This is a genomic window from Atlantibacter sp. MEI4A-1023, assembly GCF_056155425.1.
Genome location: NZ_CM149568.1, coordinates 2686012 through 2711901, shown reverse-complemented (window position 1 = coordinate 2711901; position 25890 = coordinate 2686012). Strand labels below are relative to the sequence as shown.

Genomic DNA, 25890 nt, shown 5'->3' with positions numbered 1-25890 from the left:
TAAAAGGGCTTAATTTAATGGTTGAATGGTCAAGTCGTTTTCTGCGAGTTGCAGACGTGCCGCCTTGCCAGAAAAAGTGGCTGGGATCTGATCGCTCAGCCAGTAAACCCCCGCAATGGAGACCAGCTCCGCCGCAAGGTTCATGCAAAATATTTGCGCATCCCGATCGCCGCTGGCACCGGCTAACGCGCGTCCGCGCATCATGCCGTAAACGTGGATATTGCCATCAGCGATAAGCTCCGCGCCAGCGCTCACGTGGTTAGTGACTATCAAATCACAATTTGGCGCATAAACTCGCTGCCCGGAACGCACAGGCAGATCGATTAAGCGTGTTTTTGTGATGGGCGTCGCAACAGGTTCGGGAGCGGGGGGCGTAACGGGACGAGCAGGTTTGTCTTTGCCTTCGGTCAGCAGCGCAATGCCGGCCCGGCTGATTTCAGCCTTGAGCGCGTCATCCTTACAGCCGCTAATGCCGACCAGGTGAAGGCCGCTCGCCAGCACGACATCATGTAATGCCTGCCAGTTAACCTTGCCTTCCAGATTAGAAATATTGACCACCACGGGCGCGTTTTTTAAAAAGGCCGGTGCCTGAGCAATTTTATCTTCCAGCGCTTTGCGAATCACCTCAGGGTGCGCATCATGCAAATGAACCACTGATAACGTGAAACTACTGCCTTTAAGCTCAATGGGCGTGTTTGACATCCTGGCCTTACTCAATTCAGTTATAATCCCCACAACGGTGGGATGATATTCCGAAACCCTCAAGGCATGTTATAGTCCCGGCTATATTCAGGCAAGTCACCATCCGGCGAAATCAGAGTAAAAATATGTTTTGTGCTATCTATCGAAGTACCCGACGCGACCAAACTTATCTTTATGTAGAAAAAAAGGACGATTTTTCACGCGTACCGGAAGAATTGCTGCAAGGCTTCGGTCAACCGGCGCTGGCAATGTTATTTCCCCTCGACGGAAGAAAGAAATTAGCCTTCGCCGATCTGGAAAAGGTCAAAAAGGCATTAACCGAACAAGGCTATTATTTGCAAATTCCGCCGCCGCCGGAGGATTTGTTAAAGCAGCACCGTGAATTGCAAAGCAAAAAATAAGTTTCGCAACACGCGCCAATGATTTCCTGGCTACATTAAGCACGATAACCTGTGATCAATGAGCCGGGAAATCCTATGAAATCTGCCGCCAGTGCATTAACACTTTTTAGTTGTCTTTTCGCGGGTTATCTCCACGCCACCCCGCAGTTGCCCGATCCCGCTCCTGCTACCTCGACACCCACCGCCGCCGCCCAACAGGCTCCGGAATCTACCCAGCCCGACGGCTTTAGCGAATTTGTCGAGAAACTTAAACGCGAGGCACGCCAGCAAGGCATTCGTGAATCCACCATTAACCAGGCGTTCGCCACGATGCATTTTGTCGAGCATGTGGTTAAATCCGATCAAAACCAGCCCGAACAAAAGGTGCTGCTGGATGATTACCTTAATCGCGTGATTACCCCTGAAAAAGTTGCTGAAGCGCGAACCCAGATGCGTAACCATCAGCAGATCCTGAGCCGCACCGAGCAGCGCTACGGCATTCAGCCGCAATACCTGGTGGCCCTGTGGGCGCTGGAGAGCCGTTTTGGCAAAGTGCAGGGCGATGAAGACATTTTTTCGGCGCTGGCGAGCCTGGCCTTCGAAGGACGCCGTGAAGCCTTCTTTACTAAGGAATTGATTGCGGCGCTGAAGATGGTGGATGAAGGCCATATCGAAGCCAGTCAGATGAAAGGCTCTTGGGCAGGCGCGATGGGGCAAAACCAGTTTATGCCCAGCTCCTATTTACGCTACGGCGCGGATGGTGACGGCGACGGCAAAATGGATATCTGGAATAACATTGACGATGTGTTTGCCTCCAGCGCCAACTATCTGGCAAGTGAAGGCTGGAAGCGCGGTGGGGAGTGGGGCCGGGAAGTGAAGTTGCCCGCTGATTTCGATACCGCATTAGCCGGGACCAAAACCGCGCAGCGTAAAACGGTTGCCCAGTGGCAAGCTATCGGCGTCCTCTTCCCGCAGAATAGCCGCCAGCCCGATCCGCAGCAAAACGCCTGGATCGTCATCCCTGATGATGGACAAAAGCGCGGTTTCATGGCGTTTCAAAATTTCCGCACGCTGATGACATGGAATCGTTCTTACTATTTTGCTATCAGTATTGGCATGATGGCCGATGCAATCATGCGCAATGACGACAACGCACCGGCCCAAAAATAATCACTACCGCATAACGCAGAGGGAACACCATGTATCAACACCATAACTGGCAAGGGGCGCTGCTGGATTTTCCGGTCAATAAAGTGGTTTGCGTGGGCAGTAACTACAGCAAACATATTCAGGAGATGGGCAGCGCGCCGCCTGACGAACCGGTGCTGTTTATCAAACCAGAAACTGCGCTGTGCGATATTCGCCAGCCGCTGGTGCTGCCCCAGGGGTTGGGATCGGTACACCACGAAGTGGAACTCGCGGTGCTGATTGGCTCAACGCTGCGCCAGGCGACGGAAGATCACGTCAGCAAAGCCATCGCCGGATATGGCGTCGCGCTGGACCTGACGTTGCGCGACGTGCAGTCGAAAATGAAGAAAGGCGGCCACCCGTGGGAGAAAGCCAAAGGTTTTGATAACGCCTGCCCGATTTCTGGATTTATACCGGCAGCGGAATTTGGCTGCGACCCGCAGAATGTGGCACTGGGTCTGAAAGTGAACGGCGAAGTGCGCCAGAACGGCAATACTAAAGACATGATCCATAAAATCATCCCGCTGATTGCCTATATGAGCCGCTACTTTACCCTGCGCGCCGGGGATATCATTCTCACCGGCACACCGGAAGGCGTAGGGCCACTGGCAAGCGGCGACGAAATGGAAATTACCTTTAACGACCGCACCCTGACGACACGCGTCCTGTAACCGTTCTGCCGCCTCGTCCGGGGCGGCAAGACTTGCATCCGGGGCCGATAGTGTTTATAAGGTGCAGCTTACTTTTAGCGGCGGACCCTGGCATGAGCGACACACCTTTCTGGCAACAAAAAACTCTCGATGAAATGAGCGACGCGGAATGGGAATCCCTGTGCGACGGCTGCGGTCAGTGTTGCCTGCATAAGCTGATGGACGAAGACACGGATGAAATTTACTTCACTAACGTCGCCTGCAAGCAGCTCAATATTAAAACCTGCCAGTGCCGCAACTACGAGCGCCGCTTCGAATATGAGCCGGACTGCATCAAACTGACCCGCGACAACTTGCCGACTTTCGAGTGGCTACCGCCGAGCTGCGCCTATCGCCTGCTGGCGGAAGGCAAGGGGCTGCCGGTGTGGCACCCGCTGCGCACCGGATCGAAAGCGGCGATGCACGCCGAGCGAATTTCCGTGCGTCATATCGCGGTGAAAGAGTCGACCGTACGCGACTGGCAGGATCATATCCTCAACAAACCTGACTGGGCGCAGTAATCTTAACGCAAATTCATATTGTGCTAACGAGCCGGACTCTGCTCACAAATTGGTCATTCTCTTTGCCTTGTCTCAGCAAAAAGTCGTAGAGTGAAGGTGTCGCTGCAAAGGCGACACCGTCATCCACTTTACAGAGGAAGGCCTATGTTCCCAGAGTACCGTGATTTAATTCCCCGCCTCAAAGCTGAACATCCGCGTTTCGAATCGCTCGTCGCGAAACATAATGCCCTGGACCAGGAAATAAGCCGCCGTGAAGGCGCGAATGGCAGGGGTTATTGCGAAGAGGTCGCCCGGCTCAAAAAAGAGAAACTGCATCTGAAAGACCAGATCTTTAAGATCCTGCAACAACAGAGCCAGCGGGCGTCAGAACCCTCACACTAAATGTCGGGAACGACATGCAACCGCCTCTTAGCAGGCGGTTTTTTGTTGAATAAAACCGGAAATTTAGTGGTAGAAATGCTGCGGCTACGTTAATCAACTTGATGTTACAGAAAAATCCGCGCATAGTGCGGCCCGTTTATTCAACGGATCGCTTTTCTCTATGACGCTGTATCAAAAAATGTGGGTGTTTTACATCGTGATGGCGAGCCTCGCCGCCGTGGTGACCTTCTTAATTGCCAAAGATCGGGTACGGATTAAGTTGCTGAGCGCGGCGTTAATCGGCGCGACCTGGCCAATGAGTTTCCCCGTTGCGTTGCTGTTTGCACTGTTCTGAACACCAGGCAAAAAAAAGCCCCGAAGCGCTGCTTCAGGGCTGGGTAATAAAACCTTTCTTAGTAGCGACCAAACAGATCGCGTTTGCGCGGTTTAAACGGTTGGGCAATTAATACCAGCAACGCCACGACCAGATAAGCCGCGAAAATTCCCAATAGCCACTGCGGCATCTCCAGCGATAAAAATTCCCATTGACGAACTGAGCAATCGCCACTGGCGACAAACACCTGCGGCAGCCATTTATCCAGTGGTAGCCAGCTCGGGAAACGCGCGGCGAAATCGCAGGTGACGAAGGGGGAAGGGTGCAACTGCATTATCGTATGTTCGTAGGCCAATGCCACACCCTGCCATGCGCTGTAAATCCATACGCCGATCGCCACAAAACGCAGGGGCGTTTTCGGGGCAATCGCGCCAAGAATTCCCGCACCCATAATGCCAAATAATGCACAACGCTCATAAATACATAACACGCACGGCTGCAGTTTCATCACATGCTGAAACCACAGCGCGACCAGTTCCAGCGCGAACGCCGTGATGGCCATCAGAAGCCATGCGCCGCGACCGTGAGAGCACTGGTTTAAATATCGCAACATAATCAAATTCCCTGCTGTATGCGTCGAGAGGGCAGTGTAAACGAATTCGCCTGGCACGCCACTAAGGACAATAAAAATAACAAATTAATCGGACATTCATCATTCAAAAGCGCCTGCCGGAGACGGCGCCTGGTTATTTATTCACTCCGCGCGCCATGATAATCAGGCTGTCGCGATCCAGCCATGCGCGAGCATCCACTCTGTGGCGGGCATCAAGATAAATTCAACGCATGCCAGCCCCGTTAAGGTGAGCACCAGCGTATAAGGCAGTGCCATCCACACCATGCGACCATACGACAGACGAATCAACGGAGCCAGCGCCGAGGTCAGCAGGAACAGAAACGCCGCCTGGCCGTTAGGCGTCGCTACCGACGGTAAATTGGTGCCGGTATTGATCGCTACCGCCAGCAATTCAAACTGTTGGCGATCGATAAGCCCTTGCTGCAGCGCATTTTTGGCCTCGTTAATATATACCGTGCCGACAAAGACGTTATCGGAAATTGCCGACAGCAGCCCGTTAAACAGATAAAACAGCGATAGTTGCGCATGAGGCGCGGCTTCCAGCACAAAAGTGATGATCGGTGAAAACAGCTTCTGGTCAATAATGACTGCGACCACGGCAAAAAATACCGTCAGCAGCGCGGTAAACGGCAGCGCTTCGGTGAAGGCTTTACCGATGGCATGTTCGTCGGTGACGCCGCACAGCGCGGTAGCGAACACAATGACCGACAGGCCGATCAGCCCAACCTCGGCCAAATGCAGGGCCAGAGCCACGATCAGCCAGACGGCGATAATCGCCTGTACCACCAGCTTCATCTTGTCCTGACGGGTGCGATCGCGGGTGCTTTTCTCATCGAATTCCCGTAATACCTGGCGTACCGACTCAGGCAGCGGTTCGCCGTAGCCAAACCAGCGCATTTTCTCGACGATCGCACAGGTCGCCAGGCCGCAAAACAGCACCGGCACGCTCACCGGGGCGACGCGCAGCAAAAAATCGACAAAGTGCCAGTCGGCGGCTTTGGCGATGATCAGATTCTGAGGTTCGCCCACCATCGTCATTACGCCGCCGAGCGCGGTGCCGACGCCGGCATGCATCATCAGGCTGCGTAAAAACGCGCGGAATTTTTCCAGATTGGCGCGGCTTTCGTCTTCGAGCGTCGAGTCATCCTGCAAGTCGCCGTTATCATGGCGGGTACTGGCGTAGCGGTGATAGATGCTGTAAAAGCCCACGGCGACGCTGATCACCACGGCGACCACCGTCAACGCATCCAGGAACGCGGATAAAAACGCGGCGGCGAAACAGAACGCCAGAGACAGCAGCAGTTTAGAGCGAATACCCAGCAGCAGTTTAGTGAAAATCAGCAACAGCAGCTGTTTCATAAAGTAGATGCCTGCCACCATAAACATCAGCAGCAGCAGAACCTCAAGGTTAGCGCTTATCTCTTCACGGATATGGCCCGGCGTGGTCATGCCGATCATTACCGCTTCGATAGCCAGCAACCCGCCCGGCAGCAGCGGATAGCACTTCAGCGCCATCGCCAGGGTGAAAATGAATTCAGCCACCAGAAACCAACCGGCGATAAACGGGCTGACAAAAAAGAGAATTGGATTAAGTACCAGAAATGACAAAAGTGTCACTTTATACCAGTCAGGAGACTGACCGAGAAAATTACGGTAAAGGGCGCGTCCGAAAGACATTTCCATGGTCCAGAGTTTACTCCTGCTGAAAAAGGATGGGGGTGCGACGGAAAATCCTAGCGCTCGCGTCTGTTCCAGGCAAGCTAAAACGGGGTTTTAAACGTGCCGGTAATTAATAAAAAGCAAACCGCGATCCCCTTTTTGCCCTGAGACTTCGCTATGTGTCAGGAAATGCGTCTGGTATGATGAGTGAATTTTGTAAAATGCTGTGTATGGGTATCTCACTATGGTTATAAAGGCGCAAAGCCCGGCGGGTTTCGCTGAAGAGTACATCATTGAAAGTATCTGGAATAATCGATTCCCGCCGGGGACGATCCTTCCGGCGGAACGTGAGCTCTCCGAGTTAATCGGCGTTACTCGCACCACGCTGCGTGAAGTGTTGCAGCGTCTGGCCCGCGACGGCTGGTTGACCATTCAACACGGCAAACCCACCAAAGTGAATAACTTCTGGGAAACGTCGGGGCTTAACATTCTCGAAACGCTGGCGCGCCTCGACCACGAAAGCGTTCCGCAGCTGATTGATAATCTGCTGTCGGTACGTACTAATATCGCCACGATTTTTATCCGTACCGCGTTTCGTCAGCATCCTGATAAAGCGCTGGAAGTCCTGGCTACGGCAACGGAAGTGGAAGATCACGCCGATGCGTTTGCCAGTCTCGACTACAACATCTTTCGCGGTTTAGCGTTCGCGTCGGGCAACCCGATTTATGGCCTGATTCTTAACGGAATGAAAGGGCTGTATACCCGCATTGGGCGTCACTATTTCGCTAACCCGGAAGCGCGAAGCCTGGCGTTAGGTTTCTACCATCGCCTGGCGAAAATCTGCGAAGAGGGGCTGCACGACCAGGTATATGAAAGCGTGCGCCGCTACGGTCACGAGAGCGGTGAAATCTGGCACCGCATGCAGAAAGCCATTCCAGGCGGTCTGACCATGACCGGCCGCTAACGGCACCTCATTAAAACAGATGGCCTCGCTAAGCGAGGCCATTTTTTTAGATCTCCTGCTGACCGCTCGCATCGCCATGGCGGGTCACGTCGACCGGCATCCCGGAGCGCAACTTCATGGCGTGGTTCATCACGTCGCCATTGACCGTCGGTTGAGCGCGGAAGCGCTGCGCACCGTCATTCAGGCTGATCGGCAGCGTCTGCGGATCGTCATTGATATCCTTCGACAACGGCTGGTGGACTTCGACAATCTGGCGGCCATCCGGCTCGCTGGAGATTTTCAGCGGCTCGTTAATGATGTTTACCTTCGTCCCCACATCCACCACGCTGAACAGGTGCTTGATATCGTCATCGCGCAGGCGGATACAGCCGGAGCTGACGCGCATCCCGATGCCGAAATCGGCGTTGGTGCCGTGCAGCAAATAAACGCCGCCGTAAGCGGCCAGGCGGATCGCGTGATGCCCCATCGGGTTATCCGGCCCGGCGGGCACGACGGCGGGTAAGGTGATCCCCTGCTTCAGATACCGGGCGCGGATATTGGCGGTCGGCGTCCAGGTCGGATTAGCGCGCTTTTGCGACACGCTGGTTTTCATGGTCGGCGTCAGGGTATCGCCGTCCAGTTGGCCGATGCCAATCGGGTACACCGTCACGCTGTTGGTGCCCGGCGGGAAGTAGTAAAGGCGCAATTCCGCCAGGTTGATCAAAATGCCTTCACGCGGCGCATCGGGCAGCAGCATCTGGCGCGGAATAGTCAGTACGCTGCCTTCGCGCGGCACATACGGGTCGACGCCAGGGTTGGCCTGCATCAGCGCCAGAAACCCGACGTTATATTTTTTAGCGATAGCTTCCAGCGAGCCGCCGCCGGGCTCAACGACATGGAACTGGTTTTCCCCGATCAGGCGGCTGCCTGCAGGCGGTAGCGGGTAGGAATTGGCACGCGTTGGCAGCGCGACGGCAAGCGTGGCGATGACGCTAAACCAGGTTATCCAGCGAAAAATGCGCAATGAAGAAGTCATATTAATAACCCTATGATTGTTAAGGTTTTGTGTTGGGTAGAAGAGGGAAGTATGACCAGTCCCGTCCAGGGAAATCCTGGAGGATTGAAATATTTTGTAAATTATTAATGAAACGGGAAAAAACCCGACGTTGCGCCGGGCTTTTATCGGTTATGCCACCGCGTTTTCCTGCACCTGGGTCATAAACTGCGTGACCCATTCCATGCGGGTTTTACGCTCGCCAAGATCCTGGAAAAACTTCAGCCGCGTCGGGCCATCGAGGCGGAAATGCTGCGGTGATTTTTGCAGCAGACCAATAAGCCATACCGGATCAACATGGTTCTTCTCGGCGAATTCGATCACGCCGCCTTTATCGTGGGCTTCAATCTTACGGATGCCCATTTTCTGCGCCTGCTGACGCAGACGGGCGATATCCAGCAGATTGCGCGCCGCATCCGGCAACAGGCCGAAGCGGTCAATCAGCTCGACTTTGAGTTCATCCAGTTCACCGGGTTTTTTGGCGCTGGCGATCCGCTTATAGAATGACAGCCGCGTATTCACATCAGGAATAAATTCCTCCGGCAGCAGCGATGGCATCCGCAGTTCCACCTCGGTTTGCTGGTTGGTGAGGTCTTCCAGCGAAGGTTCACGCCCTTCCTTCAGCGCATCCACCGCGTTTTCCAGCAGCTCCATATACAGCGAGAAGCCGATAGTTTCCATTTGCCCGCTCTGGCCTTCGCCGAGCAGTTCGCCCGCGCCGCGAATTTCCAGGTCATGGGTCGCCAGCGCAAATCCCGCGCCCAAATCTTCCAGCGACGCGATAGCCTCAAGCCGTTTTTGCGCGTCCGTGGTCATCGCCTTCGGATGCGGCGTTAGCAACCAGGCGTAGGCCTGGTGGTGCGAGCGCCCCACACGACCGCGTAGCTGGTGGAGCTGCGCCAGGCCAAAATGGTCGGCGCGCTCAATAATGATGGTATTGGCGGTAGGGATGTCGATGCCGGTTTCGATAATGGTTGTGCATACCAGCACGTTAAAGCGCTGGTGGTGGAAATCGTTCATCACCCGTTCCAGTTCGCGCTCGCGCATCTGACCGTGACCGATGGCGATACGCGCTTCCGGCACCAGAGTTGCCAACCGATCGGCCGCTTTCTGAATATTTTCCACATCGTTATACAGGTAGTACACCTGGCCGCCGCGCAGGATCTCACGCAGGATGGCCTCGCGCACCACCAGGCTGTCGTATTCGCGCACGAAGGTTTTCACCGCCAGGCGGCGCGCCGGTGGGGTGGCGATAATCGACAGATCGCGCATGCCGCTCATCGCCATATTCAGGGTTCGCGGAATAGGCGTGGCGGTCAGCGTCAGGATATCCACGTCGGCGCGCATCGCTTTGATACGCTCTTTATGGCGCACCCCGAAGCGGTGTTCTTCATCGACAATCAGCAGCCCCAGATCTTTCCACTGCACATCGCTTTGCAACAGCTTGTGGGTGCCGATCAGGATATCAATTTTGCCGTCGGCGGCCTGTTCCAGCACCTGCGCCTGCTCTTTGGCGCTGCGAAAACGCGACAACATCTCAATGCGCACCGGCCAGTTGGCGAAACGGTCGCGGAAGTTATCAAAGTGCTGCTGGGCCAGCAGGGTCGTCGGCACCAGCACCGCCACTTGTTTGTTGTTCTCTACCGCCAGGAAGGCCGCGCGCATTGCCACTTCGGTTTTGCCAAAGCCAACATCGCCGCACACCAGGCGGTCCATCGCCAGTGGCTGGCACATATCGCTCAGCACCGCGTTAATAGCCTGGGCCTGATCCGGCGTGGTTTCAAACGGGAAGCTGTCACAGAACAGTTGATACTGCTCGCGGTCGTGTTTAAACGCGAAACCGGATTTTGCTGCGCGTTGCGAGTAGATATCCAGCAGTTCTGCCGCCACGTCGCGGACTTTCTCCGCCGCTTTCTGCCGCGCGCGGGACCAGGCGTCGCTGCCGAGCTTATGCAGCGGCGCGTTATCTTCCGCCCCCCCGGCGTAGCGGCTAATCAGATGCAGCGACGACACCGGCACGTACAATTTGGCGTCATTGGCGTAGGTCAAAATCAGATATTCGCCGGTGATACCGCCAGCCTCCAGGGTGGTCATGCCGGCATAGCGGCCCACACCGTGTTCCAGATGTACCACCGGCTGCCCGGTATGCAATTCCGCCAGGTTACGGATCAAGGTATCCGGGTTGATGGTGCGACGGTTGTCCTGGCGACGGCGCGCCACGCGCTCGCCCAGCAGATCGCTTTCGCAAATCAACGCCCGCTGGCGGCGGGTATCGATAAAGCCGCGTTCGGCAGATCCTAAAATCACGTAGCGGCCCTGACCGCTGGCTTCATCAAAGCGGTACAGCTTTTTAGGCGCGACTTTAATACGCGCCAGCAGCTCTGACAGGGCTTCGCGGCGGCCTTCACTTTCTACTGAAAACACCACCGGGCCGTCGAAGGATTCGAGAAACTTGCGCAGATCGTCCAGCGGGGCTTTGTTTTGTGCTTTAACCGATAATTCCGGCAGCGGCTGATAGCCAAGATTGGCATTGGCCGCCTTTTCCGGCAGCGCCTCGGTTTTGAGTTGCACACGCGGCCAGTTTTTTAACTCGCTGAACAATTCGTCGGTGCGCAGCCACAGCTGTTCCGGCGGCAATAGCGGCCGCATCGGATCCACGCCGCGGTTTTCAAAACGCGCCACGGTATCGGCCCAGAAGCGCTGGGCACTGGCTTCCAGATCGCCGGTGTTGACCACCAGCGTATTCGCCGGGAAATAGCTGAACAGCGCAGGCAGCGGCTCGCTGAAAAACAGCGGTTGCCAGTATTCGATACCGGCGGGCAGGGTGCCTTTACTCACCTGCTGGTAGATATGCTCGGCGTCGCGCTTGACTTCGAAGCGATCGCGCCAGTGGGTGCGAAACAGCTCAATAGCCGTTTTATCCGTAGGGAACTCATGCGCCGGCAGCAGATTAATGGCCTCGACTTCCTCCAGCGTGCGCTGGGTATCGACGTCGAACAGCCGCAGGCTGTCGATTTCATCATCGAAAAAGTCGAGACGATAAGGCTGGGCGCTGCCCATCGGATAGAGGTCGAGCAGCGCGCCGCGCGTGGCGTATTCGCCATGCTCCATGACCTGATCCACATGGCGATATCCCGCCTGTTCAAGCTGGCTGCGCAGCGCGTCGCGCGACAGTTGCTGGCCCTTTTTCATCACCAGCGCGTGGCCGTGCAGGAAACTGTGGGGGCAAACGCGCTGCATCAGGGTATTGACCGGCAAGATCAATACGCCGCGCTGCATGGCGGGTAACTGGTACAGCGTCGATAAGCGCGAGGAAATAATGTCCTGGTGAGGCGAGAAACTGTCGTAAGGCAGGGTTTCCCAGTCTGCCAGGTTCATCACCATGCTGTCGGTGAATTGACGGATTTCATCGTGCAGCCGCAGGGCATTTTGCATATCAGGGGCAATCAGCACCACCGGTCCGGCATGGCGTTCAGCCATTTCTGCCACTTCCGTGGCACAGGCCGCGCCGGTAAGTTCGCCCAGGAGACGTTGATCGCCCGGTTTGGCGGGCAAGGAATAACGATATTGTTCAGACATAGCGTGTTTTAGCGTTTCTCGTTGTGACCCGCGACCCGGTAAAGTCTGGCGCAAGAATGGGTTATCGCGATGAATGCGGACTGTTCTTATTATCCGCGATTGGTCTGCATTAGCAAAGCGTAACACAAACTCTGTGGTGACATTTTCGTGACATTGTCACTTTCATCACTGAAAATGGCGATGATTTCAGGATAAATCGCAGGGTGAAATAGCCTAAAAAGCGTAATGCTTATACGCCGTCTCGTTTATCAGATTGATTTACTTCTGTTTTTACTGGATGCGGCGCAACAAAAAGACGTTATATTTCATTTACTTGATTCCGGCAGGCTTATATACTCCCGGGTTACTTTGCCAAAGCAATCAGATGGATTTCATGTACCAACCTGTCGCTTTATTTATCGGCCTGCGCTATATGCGAGGCCGCGCAGCAGACCGCTTCGGTCGCTTTGTCTCCTGGCTCTCCACCATTGGCATTACGCTTGGCGTAATGGCGTTGGTCACGGTGCTGTCGGTGATGAACGGCTTCGAGCGCGAACTGCAAAACAACATTCTTGGGTTAATGCCCCAGGCGTTATTAACATCGCCGAAGGGGTCAATCAATCCGCAACAGCTTCCCGCGCAGGATCTCAGGTTACAGGGCGTTAGTCGTACCGCGCCGTTAACGACCGGCGACGTGGTACTGCAAAGCCCGCGTAGCGTGGCGGTAGGCGTCATGCTGGGTATCGATCCGGCGAAAAACGACCCGCTCACGCCATATCTGGTGAACGTGAAGCAAACCGATTTGGCCGCCGGGCAGTACAACGTGATCCTCGGCGAGCAGTTGGCCGGGCAACTGGGCGTTAAGCGCGGCGACCAACTACGCCTGATGGTGCCGTCTGCCAGCCAGTTCACCCCGATGGGGCGCCTGCCCAGCCAGCGCCTGTTTAAGGTGATTGGCACCTTCGCTGCGAACAGCGAAGTGGATGGTTACCAGATGCTGGTGAATATCCAGGACGCCTCGCGTCTGATGCGCTATCCGGCGGGGAATATCACCGGCTGGCGTCTGTGGCTGAACGAGCCGCTGAAAGTGGACGTGCTCAGCCAGCAAACCCTGCCCCAGGGCACCGAGTGGAAAGACTGGCGCGAGCGCAAAGGCGAGTTGTTCCAGGCGGTGCGCATGGAAAAAAATATGATGGGCCTGCTGCTGAGCCTGATCGTTGCCGTCGCCGCGTTTAATATTATTACTTCTCTCGGCCTGATGGTGATGGAGAAACAAGGCGAAGTGGCGATCCTGCAAACCCAGGGGCTGACGCCGCGCCAGATCATGGCGGTGTTTATGGTCCAGGGGGCCAGCGCGGGCGTGATTGGCGCACTGCTGGGTGCCTTACTCGGCGCACTGCTGGCCAGCCAGCTCAATAATTTAATGCCGATTATCGGCGCATTCCTTGATGGCGCGGCGCTGCCAGTCGCTATCGAACCGTTACAAGTGATCGGCATTGCGTTAATCGCGATGGCTATCGCGCTGTTATCCACGCTGTATCCGTCCTGGCGCGCCGCCGCCACACAACCCGCTGAGGCTTTACGTTATGAGTAATTCTGTCCTGTTGCAGTGCGACAACCTGTGCAAACGCTATCAGGAAGGGAACGTGCAGACCGACGTACTGCATAACGTCAGTTTCACGATCCAGAGCGGCGAGATGATGGCGATTGTCGGCAGCTCCGGCTCCGGGAAAAGTACCTTGCTGCATCTGCTCGGCGGGTTAGATACCCCGACCTCCGGCGACGTGATCTTCGATGGCAAAGCCATGAGCGGCATGTCGTCGGCGGCGAAGGCAGAACTGCGCAATCGCGAGCTGGGTTTTATCTACCAGTTCCACCACCTGTTGCCGGACTTCACCGCGCTGGAAAACGTGGCGATGCCGCTGCTGATCGGCAAGAAAAACACCGATGAAACCCAGGCGCGCGCCCTGGAGATGTTGAATGCGGTTGGGCTGGGGCATCGCAGTAATCACCGTCCTTCCGAGCTTTCCGGTGGCGAGCGCCAGCGCGTGGCGATTGCCCGCGCGCTGGTTAACAAGCCGCGCCTGGTGATGGCCGACGAACCCACCGGCAACCTGGACGCCCGTAATGCCGACAGCATTTTCGCTCTACTGGGCGAGCTAAACCAGCAGCAGGGCACCGCGTTTCTGGTAGTGACTCACGATCTGCAACTGGCCCGCCGGATGACCCGCCAACTGGAAATGCGCGACGGGCATCTCAGCAGTGAGCTGACCCTGATGGGAGCGCAGTAATGGCAAGTCCACTTTCCTTACTGATCGGCCTGCGCTTCAGCCGGGGGCGGCGGCGCAGTGGCATGGTGTCGCTGATTTCCATTATCTCCACGCTCGGCATTGCACTGGGCGTGGCGGTGCTGATCATGGGCCTGAGCGCCATGAACGGCTTCGAGCGCGAGCTGAACAACCGCATTCTGGCCGTCGTGCCGCACGGTGAAATCGAACCGGTGGATCAGCCGTGGAAAGGCTGGCCTGAAGTGCTGGCGCGGGTTGAGAAAGTGCCCGGCATCGAAGCCGCCGCGCCGTATATTAATTTCACCGGCCTGATTGAAAGCGGGGTTAACCTGCGGGCCATTCAGGTGAAGGGCGTTGATCCCGAGCAGGAAACGCACCTCAGCGCCTTGCCGAAGTATGTGCAGAACAACGCCTGGCAAAACTTTAAAGCCGGGCAGCAGCAGATCATTATCGGCAAGGGCGTGGCCGACGCGCTGAAAGTGAAGCAGGGCGACTGGATCTCAATCATGATCCCCAACTCGGACGGCGAAAATAAACTGCTGCAACCGAAGCGGGTGCGCCTGCAAATCGCCGGAATTTTGCAGCTCAGCGGCCAGCTCGATCACAGTCTTGCGATGGTGCCGATGCAGGATGCCCAGCAGTATCTGGACATGGGCGACAGCGTCACGGGCATCGCCATCAAAGTGAACGACGTGTTTAACGCCAATAAACTGGTGCGCGATGCGGGTGAAGTGACCAACGCCTATGTGTATATCAAAAGCTGGATTGGCACCTACGGCTACATGTATCGCGACATTCAGATGATCCGCGCCATTATGTATCTGGCGATGGTGCTGGTGATTGGCGTGGCCTGTTTCAATATCGTTTCCACGCTGGTGATGGCGGTGAAAGATAAGAGCAGCGATATCGCGGTGCTGCGTACGCTGGGCGCGAAAGACGGGCTGATCCGCGCCATTTTCGTGTGGTACGGTTTGCTGGCCGGGCTGGTGGGCAGCGTCAGCGGCGTGGTGGTCGGTGTGCTGGCTTCATGGCAGCTTACCAATATCATCGCGTGGATTGAGAAAATCATTGGCCACCATTTCCTGTCCGGCGATATTTATTTTATCGACTTCCTGCCATCAGAACTTCACATCATGGATGTGGTATATGTGTTGATTACCGCACTGGTGCTGAGCCTGCTGGCGAGCTGGTATCCGGCGCGGCGTGCCAGCCGCATCGACCCGGCGCGGGTGCTGAGCGGGCAATAATCACAGGGGGCAGGGATGTACTACGGTTTTGATATTGGCGGCAGCAAAATCGCGCTGGGCGTCTATGACGCGGCGCGGCAGTTGCAGTTTGAAAAACGCGTCGCCACGCCCCACGACAGCTACCCGGCGTTTCTGGCGGCAGTCGCCGGGCTGGTGAACGAGGCCGACGCGCAGTTCGGCGTGCAGGGCCATGTCGGCATCGGCATCCCCGGCATGCCAGAAACTGACGAGGGGTTGCTGTACGCCGCGAATCTGCCTGCGGCTTCCGGACACCCGGTGCGCGCCGATTTAAGCCGCCTGTTGGGGCGCGATGTGCGCATCGACAACGACGCTAACTGCTTTGCGCTGTCAGAAGCCTGGGATGACGAGTTTCGTCAATATCCGGTGGTCATGGGGCTGATCCTCGGCACCGGCGTCGGCGGCGGACTGATTATCGATGGCAAAGCGGTGACCGGGCGCAATTATATTACCGGCGAATTTGGCCACACCCGGCTGCCCATCGATGCGGTGGCGCTACTGGGCTGGGACATCCCTGTTAAACGCTGTGGCTGCGGTCAACACGGTTGCGCAGAGACCTTTCTTTCCGGGCGCGGCTTTGCATGGCTGTATCATCACTTCTACCATGAATCACTGGAGGCCCCGGAAATTATCGCCCGCTGGCATTCCGGTGATGACAATGCGCGTGCCCATGTCGAACGCTTTGTCGGCCTGCTGGCAATCTGCCTCGGCAACTGGCTGACGGTTGTCGATGCGCATTTAGTGGTGATTGGCGGCGGATTATCGAATTTTTCGTACCTGACCGAGGCGCTGGGCGCACGTTTGCCCCGCTCGCTCCTTCCCGTCGCCCGGACGCCGCGCATCGAAGCGGCAAGGCACGGGGATGCCGGAGGAATGCGCGGCGCTGCGTTCCTCCATCTAACGGACTAACTTTTTCTGAGGTTGCTATGCTATCGCGTCGTCAGCACCGTTTACTGCGGTTTAAAAGAAACAAGCGTCGGCTGCGCGAGCGGTTGCGTCAGCGGTTATTTTTCCAGAATGGAGTACCCGAAGCGATGGATAAACCAAGAGTCGTGGTGTTAACCGGCGCGGGGATCTCGGCGGAATCCGGGATACGTACATTTCGCGCCACGGATGGATTATGGGAAGAGCATCGCGTAGAAGACGTGGCGACGCCGGAAGGCTTCGCCCGCGATCCGCAACTGGTGCAGGCGTTTTACAACGCACGCCGCCGCCAGTTGCAGCAGCCCGATATCAAACCCAACGCCGCCCATCTGGCACTGGCGGAGCTGGAGAAGGTGCTGGGCGACCGGTTTCTGTTGATCACCCAGAATATCGATAATCTCCATGAGCGGGCGGGCAACCACAACATTATCCATATGCACGGCGAACTGCTGAAAGTCCGTTGTTCGCAAAGCGGGCAAATACTGGAGTGGACCCAGGACGTGACCGGCAATGACAAATGCCACTGCTGCCAGTTCCCTGCGCCGCTGCGCCCGCACGTGGTATGGTTTGGCGAAATGCCGCTGGGCATGGATGACATCTACCAGGCGCTGGCGATGGCGGATGTGTTTATCGCCATTGGCACCTCCGGGCACGTTTATCCGGCGGCGGGATTCGTTCACGAGGCGCGTTTACATGGCGCGCATACCGTAGAGCTCAATCTGGAGCCAAGCCAGGTCGGCAGCGAATTCGAAGAGAAGCACTACGGGCTGGCGAGTGAAGTGGTGCCGGAGTTTGTCGAGCGGTTGCTGAAAGGATTATGAACCAGCGGCCATATGGCCGCTCGATTATTTAGCTGAAATAAACGGGACGCTACCGCCGGGGATCATGGTTACAGGAAGTTTCCCGTCCCAGCGTTCGGCGGTGGTCAAATCCACCAGACCCGGATTATCGCGTAGCGCCTGGCCGCGCAATCGAATCGCTTCTGCCTCTGCCGCACCTTTTAAACGAATGGTTTCCGCTTCTGCTTTGGCTGCTGCCAGTTTACTTTGCGCCTGCGCTTCAGCCTGCGTCACTGCGATTTGCGCCTGAATTTTTTCTGTTTCCAGATTCTGCTTACGGGTGGCGATAGCGACTTCTGCTTTCATACGGTCTTCGATTGATTTTTCGTAGGCTTCTGAAAAATCGATATTCTCAATTTGGACGCTGTCTATCACCACCGGCCCAACCACGGCTTTTTTCATGGCGTTTTGCATATCCTGAACCAGTTTTGTACGGTCCTGAACCGCGCTAATTGCAGTATATTGGCCAAAAACGTTTTCTAACTGCGTCGGCAGTTGGCGCACAATCAGGCGATCTTTTAATGCATCGACGGTGTTATAGGTGGTATAGACCTGATCGACATCGGATGGCTGCACGTGGAAGTTAACAGACACAGTCATGCGCGCCGGTTGCTGGTCTCGGCTATATGCCTGCACCCCTTCATAGACAACGGCCTGATTGCGGGTCGAAATTCGCTCGACTCGCTCGATAAACGGTAGTTTAAAGCCCAACCCAGGCTCGGCGATTTTGACAATTTTACCGTAGCGTAATAAGACCCCACGCTCACCTTCGTTAATAGTGTAATAAGAGAGAAATACCAGCAGTAAAATTAACAATACACCTAAAATATAACTTATTTTTATTGTAAGTGTTGGGGGTATCTTTTTTGTCAATATCTTTTCCATCGCGCCCTCGGTAATTTTCTTGATAAAATCATTGCGGCATTATAGTGGCTTTCACGGTCTTCAACTCTAATTGGATTCCTAATCACTTAGACAAGTTGATGCATCTACAATGTTTTCTGGGGGATAATTGATGTTACTACGTAAAATGAATGCCATACATCGAGGTTACAATGAAAAAGCAAATATGTTACGCAATTATGCCATTATTGATTGCTTCCTCAATATCCGTGGCCAATGCTGCCACGGAAGATAACGAAAGATTAGCGATACAACAGCCCATTATTGAAATGGTATATAAAAAACAATGGAATAAACTCGATCAAATATTTAAAGAATATAATACGGGCTTCCCTGCCACCAGTAACGGCACCCAAAAAATTGTTGTCGCCTATGGTGCAATTTATGAAACCTATGGTCAAGGTGGGGAAAACCTTGAAGAAATTGCGCAAGAATGGTTAAAGGCAAACCCCGATTCCACAGCAGCTGTCATTGTTGAGGCGATGAGTTATGACGGCAAAGCAACATTTGTACGTGGAGAGGGTTATTCCAATACCGTGGATGAGGATGCCTGGCCCAAATATCAGAAAATTAATGAAGAAAAAAAAGCCTGGTTATTAAAACATAAAGAAGTGGCTGCTAAAGAAGCTTCGTGGTACCAGGATATGATACTAACGGCGCGAAACTTAAATGATAAAGCATTAATAATGCAGATGCTGGAAGAAGGAAGTAATACTTTCCCGGATTATCAGAATATATATATTCAAGCTGTAGAAGCGTTATTGCCAAAATGGGGCGGTTTGCCGGAAGATATTGAAAAAGTAGCCAGAATAGCTGTCAAAAAAACGTCTGATAAATATGGTAAATCTTATTACGCCTACCTTTGGTATAACGCGTTGCAATTCCAGCCGGAAATGATGGGTTTATTATATGAACATAAATTAATTTCCTGGGATGATATGAAAGCGGGCTGGCACGATCGCTATAAAAAATATCCGGGCGATCATATCGCTAATGAGTATATGACCACCGCATGTTTAGCGTCAGATAAAGCGGCGTATCAGGAAGGTTCCGCGTGGGTTAAAAGTAATTCTGGTCACCATCCCCGGCAGGCCTGGTTAAATAATATGAGTTACGTTAAATGCGACAATTATTTTGAAAGTAAAAAATAATTTACTTTCAAGCAATGCGGCGGGTGCTGAAGATGACCCAGGCGCTGAAGGGGGAAAGGGGCAAATGACCACAGGCGGGAGACAAGGTACCCGTAACTATACAATGCCACTAAGATGCTTTTTATCATCTTTTTAAATACCCTGGTTGTGGTAGCCATTGTGATGAAAGATATCTGGCCGGGGGAAGCGGTGGGAGAACGTTTGTTCACCTGTTACATGGCAGTGCTCGGCGGCTGCGTGCTGGTTTATCTTTTGCTGGTGGGGGCAGAGCTGGGTCTTTGGTAAATGATCAGGCGGAGCAGAGCGCTCCGCCTGGTAAGCGCTTAACGGCCCGCTTTCAGTTTCTGGTAATACTCTTCATAGATCGCGCTGGCGTCGCCGACATCGTTCTGCCATTCGCCTTTATCAATCGTCGCCTGATCCGGGTACAGGGATTTATCACCAGACACCGCTTTACTTAGCAGCTTTCGCGCTTCGAGGTTAGGCGTCGGGTAACCGATGGTTTCCGCAACCTGTTTTGCCACGTCCGGGCGCAGCAGGAAATTAATCAGCTGCATCGCGCCATCAACGTTTTTGGCATTAGACGGAATCGACAGGCTGTCCATCCAGAAAATCCCGCCTTCTTCCGGCCAGACGATCTCCAGCGGTGTACCCGCCTGACGCGCCACCCATGCTGAGCCGTTCCATACCATACCCAGATTCACTTCACCTTCCATATACGGGTTAGCCGGGTTATCGGAGTTGAACGCCGCCACGTTAGGCATCAGTTTCTGCAATTCGTGGTAAGCCTGTTCGATCTCTTTCGGATCGGTGGTGTTGCCAGACAGACCCAGCTTCAGCAGCGCCATCTGGAACACTTCGCGGGCATCGTCGGTTAGCAGCAGGCTGCCTTTATATTCCGGTTTCCATAGATCCGCCCAGCGAGTCACGGTTTTCGGATCGATGCTTTCGCTGTTAACGCCAATCGCCGTCGCGCCCCAGATATACGGGATGGAGTAATCGTTGTTAGGGTCGAACGGCTTATTAAGCATCGCCGGATCGAGGTTGTGGAAGTTGGTCAGTTTGCTTTTGTCGATCTTCTGGATCATGCCTTCTTTGCGCATTTTGTCGACAAAATAGGTGGACGGCACCACCAGATCGTACGCGCCTTCTTTATAGGTTTTCAGCTTGGCGTACATGGTTTCGTTCGACTCGTAAGTCGAATAGATAACTTTGATGCCGGTCTCTTTGGTGAACTGCTCCAGCAGGCCAGGCGGCACATACTCGGTCCAGTTATAGAAATAGACGGTTTTGCTGTCGTCCGCGTGTGCGGCGCTCATTCCCAGGGCTAATGCACCGGCGGCAAGCAGGTGGCGTGACCATTTTTTCACTCTTACGTCTCCTGTTTTATTTAGCCTGACGAACGAGCCAGACTTTTCGTTTTATCACGTGCGATCAGTTGGCTGGTGATCACCAGCACCAGCGACAACACCAGCAGAATGGTGGCCAGCGCATTAACTTCCGGAGAAACGCCGACTTTAACCATGGAGTAGATTTTCAACGGCAAAATTTCATAGCTCGGCCCGGTCACGAACGACGATACCACCACGTCATCCATCGACAGGGTAAAGCTCAGCACCCATCCTGCGGCGACGGCAGGCATCGCCAGCGGCAGAATGATTTTGCGCAGGATGGTGATTTCCCCGGCACCCAGATCCCGGGCGGCTTCCAGCATCCGCACGTCAAACCCTTTCAGGCGCGAATAGACCGTGACCACCACGAAGGGTAAACAAAAGGTGATATGGGAAAACAGCAGCGACCAGAAGCCGAGCTGGATGCCGAGCAGCATAAACAGCACCAGCAATGAAATCGCCATCACGATATCCGGCGACATCATCACCACAAACAGCATCCCGCTGACGAACGGCTTGCCGCTGAACCGATAGCGGTAGAGCGCCACGGCGGTCAGGGAGCCGATCAGCGTGGCGAAGGTCGCAGAGAAGATCGCCATGGTTAGGGAGTGTTTCGCCGCCTGCAACAGGCTGTCGTTATTCATCAGCAGGCTATACCAGTGGGTGGTAAAGCCCTGCCAGTTGATCCCGAAGCGCGCGCTGTTAAACGAGTTGACGATCAGAATGATGATCGGGATATACAGATAAGCGTAGATGGCAGTCATAAAGCCGCCGCGAAGGAGACGACCGATCATTCCAGATCTCCTTTCTTATTCAGTAACCGCGCGGCGCGCCAGTAAACCAGCAGCATCATGCCCATCACTACTGTCAGGGTAACGCTGGTGGCCGAGCCGAACGGCCAATCGCGGATATTCAGGAACTGGCTCTTAATTACGTTGCCGATCAGCAGGTTTTTCGCGCCACCCATCAGGTCGGAGACGTAAAACAGCCCCATCGCCGGCAGCATCACCAGCAAACAGCCAGCGATAATGCCCGGCATGGTCAGCGGCAAAATAATGCGGATAAAGGTCTGAAGCTTGCTGGCACCGAGATCCCGCGCCGCTTCCAGCAGTGGTTTGTCGAGCTTCTCAATGCTGGAGTAGAGCGGCATCACCATGAACGGCAGCAAGATATACACCAGCCCGATGATCACCGCGCCTGGGGTGTACATAATGCGCACCGGTGTATCGATGACCCCCAGCCACAGCAGGAATTCATTGAGGTAACCCTTAGTACTGAGAAAAATCTTTAAGCCGTAGATACGGATTAATGAATTGGTCCAGAAAGGGACTATCAATAAAAACAGCAGCAGCGGGCGCACTTTTTCCGGCAGGCGCGCCAGGAACCAGGCGAACGGATAGCCGAGCGCCAGACAGGCGACCGTGGCGATCAGCGCCATGTTCAGCGAGTGTAGCAGTACCTGGAAGTAAAGCGGGTCGAGCAGACGCGCGTAATTATCCAGCGTAAAGACCAGGCTCACGAAATTAGCATCGTCGCGGGTCAAAAAGCTGGTGCCGATGATCATCAGGTTGGGCAGGAAAACGAACACCAGCAGCCAGCCGACGATAGTGGCGATCACCACATTCTGGAACTTACGCGCGCTCATCATCAGCCAGCACGACCTCCCAGCTCTCAACCCAGTTCACCGCCATTTTCTGGTCCAGCGAGTGGTCAAAGTCCGGGTCATCTTCGTTGAAGAATTCGCTGACCATCACCATTTTGCCGTTTTCCAGCTCGACCACCGACTCCAGCGTCATGCCTTTATAGTTGCGCTCGCGCACAAAACCGATCAGCCCTTCGGCTTCACGGGCGTCGTTAATCTCTTCGACGCGCAAATCTTCCGGGCGCAGCAGTACGTTTAACTGTTGGCCCGCGACCACCGGGAAGTTCACGTAAATAAAGCATTCACGCCCTTCAACCCTGGCGCGCACGCGCTGGTCATCCACCCGTTCAATCACCGTGGCGTCGAAAATATTGATCTCGCCGATAAAGCTGGCGACAAACAGGTTCTTCGGCTCCTCGTAGATTTCGCGCGGCGTACCGTCCTGCTCGATGCGCCCGTCGCGCATCACCACGATGCGATCGGACATGGTCAGCGCCTCTTCCTGATCGTGGGTGACGAACACAAAGGTAATGCCAAGCTTACGCTGTAGCGCTTTGAGTTCGTTCTGCATCTGTTTACGGAGTTTGTAATCCAGCGCAGAGAGCGATTCGTCCAGCAACAGCAGGCGCGGTTTGTTGACCACGGCGCGGGCAATGGCGACGCGCTGCTGCTGGCCGCCGGAGAGTTGGTGCGGTTTACGGGTGGCGAAACTGTCGAGTTGCACCATCTTTAGCGCATCCATGACCCTGGGGGTAATGTCGTCTGAGGGTGTTTTTTGCATTCGCAGGCCAAACGCCACATTTTCAAACACGGTCATGTGCGGGAAAAGGGCATAGCTCTGGAAAACGGTATTGACGTGACGATGCTCAGCAGGAACGTCGGTAATTTCCTGGCCATCAAGAATAATCTGGCCGGAATCCACCGTTTCCAGGCCAGCAATCAGGCGCAGGACGGTGGTTTTACCGCAGCCCGACGGGCCGAGCAGTGTGAGAAATTCACCATTGTTGATGGTCAGGGATAAGTCACTGATGACATTTTTACCATCAAAACCTTTCTGAATTCCCGCCAGTTGAACCAGCGGCGAAAGCGAACGGGATTGTTTATTCAATTTTTTACGCTGTCCCATAACTAACGCATCGGCAAACAGCGCCGGATGCGGGGTTTGTGATTTACCACCTGGGCTGACACATAAATTAATAAGGGCAGGCATTCTACGGCAAAGCATTGAAATCGCCAATGCTTCATGCGTATTCATAGCCCTGCTTACATGGATTTACACTACGCTTTGACAAGGGTTTTGCCATAACGCTGACAAATTGTAACCCAAACCCGCGAGAAGGCTTTTTTTCGCCCCCGAAAGGCTAAAAGTGATGTGGCGCAATATTTGTATTTTCGGGCTTATTGATAATGTTGTCACAAAAATGAGGGTGACTGCATGGATAAATTACTTGAACGTTTTTTGCACTATGTCTCACTGGACACGCAATCTAAAGCGGGCGTCCGCCAGGTACCAAGTACCGAAGGGCAGTGGAAACTGCTGCGTATTCTGAAGACGCAAATGGAAGAATTGGGGCTGGTGAATGTCACTCTCAGCGAGCATGGCACCGTCATGGGTACCCTGCCGTCCAACGTCGATAAAGTCGTGCCGGCAATTGGCTTTATCTCCCATGTTGATACCTCGCCGGATTTCAGCGGCAAGAACGTGAATCCGCAAATCCTCGAAAACTATCGCGGCGGCGATATCGCGCTGGGCATCGGTGATGAAGTTTTGTCGCCGGTGATGTTCCCGGTGCTGCATCAACTGCTGGGCCAGACGCTGATCACCACCGATGGCAAAACGCTGCTTGGTGCAGACGATAAAGCGGGCGTGGCGGAAATCATGACCGCGATGGCGGTGTTGAAAGGTAAAAACATTCCCCATGGCGATATCCGCGTAGCGTTCACCCCCGATGAGGAAGTGGGCAAGGGCGCGAAGTTCTTTGATGTTGAACAGTTTAACGCCCAGTGGGCCTATACCGTGGACGGGGGCGGCGTAGGCGAACTGGAGTTTGAGAACTTTAATGCCGCGTCGGTCACCATCAAAATTGTCGGCAACAACGTGCATCCCGGCACCGCCAAAGGCGTGATGGTCAATGCGCTGTCGCTGGCGGCGCGAATTCACGCCGAAGTGCCTGCTGACGAAAGCCCGGAAATGACCGAGGGCCAGGAAGGCTTTTACCATCTGCACAGCATGAAGGGCAGCGTGGATAAAGCGGAAATGCATTACATCATTCGCGATTTCGACCGCAGCACCTTTGAAGCGCGTAAACGCAAGATGATGGAGATCGCCAAAAAGGTCGGTAAAGGGCTGCACCCGGACTGCTATATCGAACTGGTGATTGAAGACAGCTACTACAATATGCGCGATAAAGTGGCGGAACACCCTCATATCATTGAGATTGCCCAGCAGGCAATGCAGGACTGCGATATCGAACCGCTGATGAAGCCTATTCGCGGCGGTACTGACGGCGCGCAGCTGTCGTTTAAAGGATTGCCGTGCCCGAATCTGTTTACCGGCGGGTATAACTACCACGGTAAACATGAGTTCGTGACGCTTGAAGGCATGGAGAAAGCGGTGGCGGTGATTGTGCGTATCGCTGAACTCACCGCTCAGCGTTAATCTTATTGAGGCTTCCTTATTTCAGGGAAGCCTTTTTACTCTTCTCACTTTTATATTTGAACATTCCCCTTGTTTACTGGAAGCCGCAATTCAGGTGTACCTTTTTGGACATTTTCATATCCGGTCGGGCGGATTATTATTGTTCGCACTTAAGGAGTGAACACAAACGGACGACAACTTACTAACCGACTCATTATTTATAAAGTGAAGACCAATATGAAAAAGCTGATTATTTCCCTTGCTGTAATCTCTGCCATTAACACCGGTGCTGCGTTCGCCAGCGATGGTGTGATTAATTTTACCGGTGAAATTGTTGACACCTCTTGCCAGGTTGATACCTCATCGAAAGATATGACAGTGAATTTGGGCAAAGTAAATAAATCCTCTTTCAACCAGGCCGGTGATGAAGAAAGTGCCACCAAATTTACCATTAAATTAACTGGCTGCCCGACCACCCAGACAGGCACCAATCAGGCATCCATTAAGTTTGAAGGTGAAAGTATTTCCGGCGATGATACGATTCTGGCCCTGAATAATGCCGCAGGCGCTGCCACCGGCGTGGGCGTGGAAATTAAAGACTGGACCGATACTCCGGTTTCAATGAGAACCGCGCCGACGGCATTCCTGCCGATGGATGCCTCTGGCGCTATCTCATTAAATTATACTGCTTATTATCGAGCCACTGCGGATTCTGTCACATCCGGTGCGGCAAATGCGGCAACCAGCTTTACCGTAGTCTATAACTAAAATACTGCTAATTGCAGCGCGAAGGTTAAACCGGGGAATTCCCGGTTTAACTATTGGCT

Annotated in this window: 26 protein-coding genes; 16 read left to right on the top strand and 10 right to left on the bottom strand. The window is 54.3% G+C overall.

Translation table 11 applies throughout. The features are described 5' to 3' along the window. Positions 1 to 9: 9 nt before the first annotated feature. Positions 10 to 702, bottom strand: coding sequence for a septum site-determining protein MinC (gene minC, locus ACVV26_RS13070; RefSeq protein ID WP_312985149.1), 693 nt, complete (start codon positions 700 to 702; stop codon positions 10 to 12). A gap of 125 nt (positions 703 to 827) precedes the next feature. Between minC and ACVV26_RS13065 the strand changes: the two genes are divergently transcribed. The 6 genes from ACVV26_RS13065 (at position 828) to ACVV26_RS13040 (ending at position 4195) form a co-directional block, all read left to right on the top strand. Further along, positions 828 to 1103 (top strand): YcgL domain-containing protein, encoded by a 276-nt coding sequence (locus ACVV26_RS13065; RefSeq protein ID WP_474797469.1) that lies wholly within the window; start codon positions 828 to 830, stop codon positions 1101 to 1103. A 75-nt stretch (positions 1104 to 1178) separates the two neighbouring features. Then, a complete protein-coding gene (locus ACVV26_RS13060) occupies positions 1179 to 2252 on the top strand; it encodes a lytic murein transglycosylase (RefSeq protein ID WP_474797467.1) in 1074 nt (357 codons plus the stop codon). Positions 2253 to 2281: 29 nt separating this feature from the next. Continuing rightward, positions 2282 to 2941: a fumarylacetoacetate hydrolase family protein gene (locus ACVV26_RS13055; RefSeq protein WP_474797465.1), complete on the top strand. Its 660-nt coding sequence runs from the start codon at positions 2282 to 2284 to the stop codon at positions 2939 to 2941. Positions 2942 to 3033: 92 nt separating this feature from the next. Further along, the gene (ycgN, locus tag ACVV26_RS13050; RefSeq protein ID WP_312985102.1) at positions 3034 to 3480 is read left to right on the top strand and encodes a cysteine cluster protein YcgN; all 447 of its coding nucleotides are present in this window, start codon (positions 3034 to 3036) and stop codon (positions 3478 to 3480) included. Between the two features lie 144 nt (positions 3481 to 3624). Continuing rightward, positions 3625 to 3861, top strand: coding sequence for an HP1242/YdcH family protein (locus ACVV26_RS13045; RefSeq protein WP_474797463.1), 237 nt, complete (start codon positions 3625 to 3627; stop codon positions 3859 to 3861). Positions 3862 to 4021: 160 nt separating this feature from the next. Then, positions 4022 to 4195 (top strand): GhoT/OrtT family toxin, encoded by a 174-nt coding sequence (locus tag ACVV26_RS13040; RefSeq protein WP_474797461.1) that lies wholly within the window; start codon positions 4022 to 4024, stop codon positions 4193 to 4195. Positions 4196 to 4253: 58 nt separating this feature from the next. Here the strand turns inward: ACVV26_RS13040 and dsbB are convergent, their stop codons facing one another. Further along, positions 4254 to 4787 carry a disulfide bond formation protein DsbB gene (gene dsbB, locus ACVV26_RS13035; protein ID WP_474797459.1) on the bottom strand — a complete coding sequence of 178 codons (534 nt, stop codon included), beginning with the start codon at positions 4785 to 4787 and terminating at the stop codon, positions 4254 to 4256. A 162-nt stretch (positions 4788 to 4949) separates the two neighbouring features. Then, positions 4950 to 6491: a sodium/proton antiporter NhaB gene (nhaB, locus tag ACVV26_RS13030; RefSeq protein ID WP_474797457.1), complete on the bottom strand. Its 1542-nt coding sequence runs from the start codon at positions 6489 to 6491 to the stop codon at positions 4950 to 4952. A 220-nt stretch (positions 6492 to 6711) separates the two neighbouring features. Here nhaB and fadR point away from each other — a divergent pair, with 220 nt between their 5' ends. After that, positions 6712 to 7431: a fatty acid metabolism transcriptional regulator FadR gene (fadR, locus tag ACVV26_RS13025; protein WP_125291976.1), complete on the top strand. Its 720-nt coding sequence runs from the start codon at positions 6712 to 6714 to the stop codon at positions 7429 to 7431. 46 nt (positions 7432 to 7477) lie between these two features. Here fadR and ldtC read toward each other — a convergent pair whose 3' ends face one another. After that, positions 7478 to 8446 carry a L,D-transpeptidase LdtC gene (gene ldtC / locus ACVV26_RS13020; protein ID WP_474797455.1) on the bottom strand — a complete coding sequence of 323 codons (969 nt, stop codon included), beginning with the start codon at positions 8444 to 8446 and terminating at the stop codon, positions 7478 to 7480. 150 nt (positions 8447 to 8596) lie between these two features. Then, on the bottom strand, positions 8597 to 12043 hold the full coding sequence (mfd, locus tag ACVV26_RS13015; protein WP_474797453.1) for a transcription-repair coupling factor: 3447 nt from the start codon (positions 12041 to 12043) through the stop codon (positions 8597 to 8599). A gap of 373 nt (positions 12044 to 12416) precedes the next feature. Here mfd and lolC point away from each other — a divergent pair, with 373 nt between their 5' ends. Genes lolC through cobB form a run of 5 tightly spaced genes read left to right on the top strand, consistent with a single transcriptional unit; the run spans position 12417 to position 17320 of the window. After that, positions 12417 to 13616, top strand: a complete 1200-nt coding sequence (gene lolC / locus ACVV26_RS13010; protein ID WP_474797451.1) for a lipoprotein-releasing ABC transporter permease subunit LolC — start codon at positions 12417 to 12419, stop codon at positions 13614 to 13616. After that, positions 13609 to 14313: a lipoprotein-releasing ABC transporter ATP-binding protein LolD gene (gene lolD, locus ACVV26_RS13005; protein ID WP_474797449.1), complete on the top strand. Its 705-nt coding sequence runs from the start codon at positions 13609 to 13611 to the stop codon at positions 14311 to 14313. The genes lolC and lolD overlap by 8 nt, the downstream gene beginning before the upstream one ends. After that, positions 14313 to 15557 carry a lipoprotein-releasing ABC transporter permease subunit LolE gene (gene lolE, locus ACVV26_RS13000; protein ID WP_474797447.1) on the top strand — a complete coding sequence of 415 codons (1245 nt, stop codon included), beginning with the start codon at positions 14313 to 14315 and terminating at the stop codon, positions 15555 to 15557. The genes lolD and lolE overlap by 1 nt, the downstream gene beginning before the upstream one ends. A gap of 15 nt (positions 15558 to 15572) precedes the next feature. Further along, positions 15573 to 16484, top strand: a complete 912-nt coding sequence (nagK, locus tag ACVV26_RS12995) for an N-acetylglucosamine kinase (protein ID WP_474797445.1) — start codon at positions 15573 to 15575, stop codon at positions 16482 to 16484. 17 nt (positions 16485 to 16501) lie between these two features. Beyond that, positions 16502 to 17320, top strand: a complete 819-nt coding sequence (gene cobB / locus ACVV26_RS12990) for a Sir2 family NAD+-dependent deacetylase (protein WP_474797443.1) — start codon at positions 16502 to 16504, stop codon at positions 17318 to 17320. A 24-nt stretch (positions 17321 to 17344) separates the two neighbouring features. On the opposite strand, the gene ACVV26_RS12985 is transcribed toward cobB, so the two are convergent. Continuing rightward, positions 17345 to 18223: a prohibitin family protein gene (locus tag ACVV26_RS12985; RefSeq protein WP_474797441.1), complete on the bottom strand. Its 879-nt coding sequence runs from the start codon at positions 18221 to 18223 to the stop codon at positions 17345 to 17347. Positions 18224 to 18393: 170 nt separating this feature from the next. On the opposite strand from ACVV26_RS12985, the gene ACVV26_RS12980 reads away from it, so the two are divergent. After that, the gene (locus ACVV26_RS12980) at positions 18394 to 19392 is read left to right on the top strand and encodes a DUF4034 domain-containing protein (RefSeq protein ID WP_474797439.1); all 999 of its coding nucleotides are present in this window, start codon (positions 18394 to 18396) and stop codon (positions 19390 to 19392) included. 114 nt (positions 19393 to 19506) lie between these two features. Further along, positions 19507 to 19677 carry a hypothetical protein gene (locus ACVV26_RS12975; RefSeq protein WP_474797437.1) on the top strand — a complete coding sequence of 57 codons (171 nt, stop codon included), beginning with the start codon at positions 19507 to 19509 and terminating at the stop codon, positions 19675 to 19677. Positions 19678 to 19715: 38 nt separating this feature from the next. Here ACVV26_RS12975 and potD read toward each other — a convergent pair whose 3' ends face one another. From potD to potA, 4 genes are read right to left on the bottom strand one after another with little or no spacing between them, the layout of a single operon-like run. Continuing rightward, complete coding sequence (gene potD / locus ACVV26_RS12970; RefSeq protein WP_474797435.1) at positions 19716 to 20762, bottom strand: spermidine/putrescine ABC transporter substrate-binding protein PotD; 1047 nt, start codon at positions 20760 to 20762, stop codon at positions 19716 to 19718. Positions 20763 to 20782: 20 nt separating this feature from the next. Beyond that, positions 20783 to 21577 (bottom strand): spermidine/putrescine ABC transporter permease PotC, encoded by a 795-nt coding sequence (gene potC, locus ACVV26_RS12965; RefSeq protein ID WP_313084469.1) that lies wholly within the window; start codon positions 21575 to 21577, stop codon positions 20783 to 20785. Continuing rightward, positions 21574 to 22431 (bottom strand): spermidine/putrescine ABC transporter permease PotB, encoded by an 858-nt coding sequence (gene potB / locus ACVV26_RS12960; RefSeq protein WP_312985073.1) that lies wholly within the window; start codon positions 22429 to 22431, stop codon positions 21574 to 21576. The genes potC and potB overlap by 4 nt, the downstream gene beginning before the upstream one ends. Further along, complete coding sequence (potA, locus tag ACVV26_RS12955) at positions 22415 to 23551, bottom strand: spermidine/putrescine ABC transporter ATP-binding protein PotA (RefSeq protein ID WP_474797433.1); 1137 nt, start codon at positions 23549 to 23551, stop codon at positions 22415 to 22417. The genes potB and potA overlap by 17 nt, the downstream gene beginning before the upstream one ends. A 309-nt stretch (positions 23552 to 23860) precedes the next feature. On the opposite strand from potA, the gene pepT reads away from it, so the two are divergent. Next, positions 23861 to 25084, top strand: a complete 1224-nt coding sequence (gene pepT / locus ACVV26_RS12950) for a peptidase T (protein ID WP_474797431.1) — start codon at positions 23861 to 23863, stop codon at positions 25082 to 25084. A gap of 216 nt (positions 25085 to 25300) precedes the next feature. Further along, a complete protein-coding gene (locus ACVV26_RS12945) occupies positions 25301 to 25831 on the top strand; it encodes a fimbrial protein (protein ID WP_474797429.1) in 531 nt (176 codons plus the stop codon). The last annotated feature ends 59 nt before the right edge of the window (positions 25832 to 25890 follow it).

Bases quoted from the DNA above. Each gene is read 5' to 3' on its own strand.
- potA (WP_474797433.1), bottom strand. From the start codon at position 23,551: ATGGGACAGCGTAAAAAATTGAATAAACAATCCCGTTCGCTTTCGCCG.
- ACVV26_RS13045 (WP_474797463.1), top strand. From the start codon at position 3,625: ATGTTCCCAGAGTACCGTGATTTAATTCCCCGCCTCAAAGCTGAACAT.
- ACVV26_RS13065 (WP_474797469.1), top strand. From the start codon at position 828: ATGTTTTGTGCTATCTATCGAAGTACCCGACGCGACCAAACTTATCTT.
- ACVV26_RS12975 (WP_474797437.1), top strand. From the start codon at position 19,507: ATGCTTTTTATCATCTTTTTAAATACCCTGGTTGTGGTAGCCATTGTG.
- ldtC (WP_474797455.1), bottom strand. From the start codon at position 8,446: ATGACTTCTTCATTGCGCATTTTTCGCTGGATAACCTGGTTTAGCGTC.
- lolD (WP_474797449.1), top strand. From the start codon at position 13,609: ATGAGTAATTCTGTCCTGTTGCAGTGCGACAACCTGTGCAAACGCTAT.
- ACVV26_RS12945 (WP_474797429.1), top strand. From the start codon at position 25,301: ATGAAAAAGCTGATTATTTCCCTTGCTGTAATCTCTGCCATTAACACC.
- ACVV26_RS13040 (WP_474797461.1), top strand. From the start codon at position 4,022: ATGACGCTGTATCAAAAAATGTGGGTGTTTTACATCGTGATGGCGAGC.
- fadR (WP_125291976.1), top strand. From the start codon at position 6,712: ATGGTTATAAAGGCGCAAAGCCCGGCGGGTTTCGCTGAAGAGTACATC.
- potB (WP_312985073.1), bottom strand. From the start codon at position 22,431: ATGATGAGCGCGCGTAAGTTCCAGAATGTGGTGATCGCCACTATCGTC.
- mfd (WP_474797453.1), bottom strand. From the start codon at position 12,043: ATGTCTGAACAATATCGTTATTCCTTGCCCGCCAAACCGGGCGATCAA.
- ACVV26_RS12985 (WP_474797441.1), bottom strand. From the start codon at position 18,223: ATGGAAAAGATATTGACAAAAAAGATACCCCCAACACTTACAATAAAA.
- lolC (WP_474797451.1), top strand. From the start codon at position 12,417: ATGTACCAACCTGTCGCTTTATTTATCGGCCTGCGCTATATGCGAGGC.
- potC (WP_313084469.1), bottom strand. From the start codon at position 21,577: ATGATCGGTCGTCTCCTTCGCGGCGGCTTTATGACTGCCATCTACGCT.
- pepT (WP_474797431.1), top strand. From the start codon at position 23,861: ATGGATAAATTACTTGAACGTTTTTTGCACTATGTCTCACTGGACACG.
- ycgN (WP_312985102.1), top strand. From the start codon at position 3,034: ATGAGCGACACACCTTTCTGGCAACAAAAAACTCTCGATGAAATGAGC.
- cobB (WP_474797443.1), top strand. From the start codon at position 16,502: ATGCTATCGCGTCGTCAGCACCGTTTACTGCGGTTTAAAAGAAACAAG.
- ACVV26_RS12980 (WP_474797439.1), top strand. From the start codon at position 18,394: ATGAAAAAGCAAATATGTTACGCAATTATGCCATTATTGATTGCTTCC.
- minC (WP_312985149.1), bottom strand. From the start codon at position 702: ATGTCAAACACGCCCATTGAGCTTAAAGGCAGTAGTTTCACGTTATCA.
- lolE (WP_474797447.1), top strand. From the start codon at position 14,313: ATGGCAAGTCCACTTTCCTTACTGATCGGCCTGCGCTTCAGCCGGGGG.
- nhaB (WP_474797457.1), bottom strand. From the start codon at position 6,491: ATGGAAATGTCTTTCGGACGCGCCCTTTACCGTAATTTTCTCGGTCAG.
- ACVV26_RS13060 (WP_474797467.1), top strand. From the start codon at position 1,179: ATGAAATCTGCCGCCAGTGCATTAACACTTTTTAGTTGTCTTTTCGCG.
- dsbB (WP_474797459.1), bottom strand. From the start codon at position 4,787: ATGTTGCGATATTTAAACCAGTGCTCTCACGGTCGCGGCGCATGGCTT.
- ACVV26_RS13055 (WP_474797465.1), top strand. From the start codon at position 2,282: ATGTATCAACACCATAACTGGCAAGGGGCGCTGCTGGATTTTCCGGTC.
- nagK (WP_474797445.1), top strand. From the start codon at position 15,573: ATGTACTACGGTTTTGATATTGGCGGCAGCAAAATCGCGCTGGGCGTC.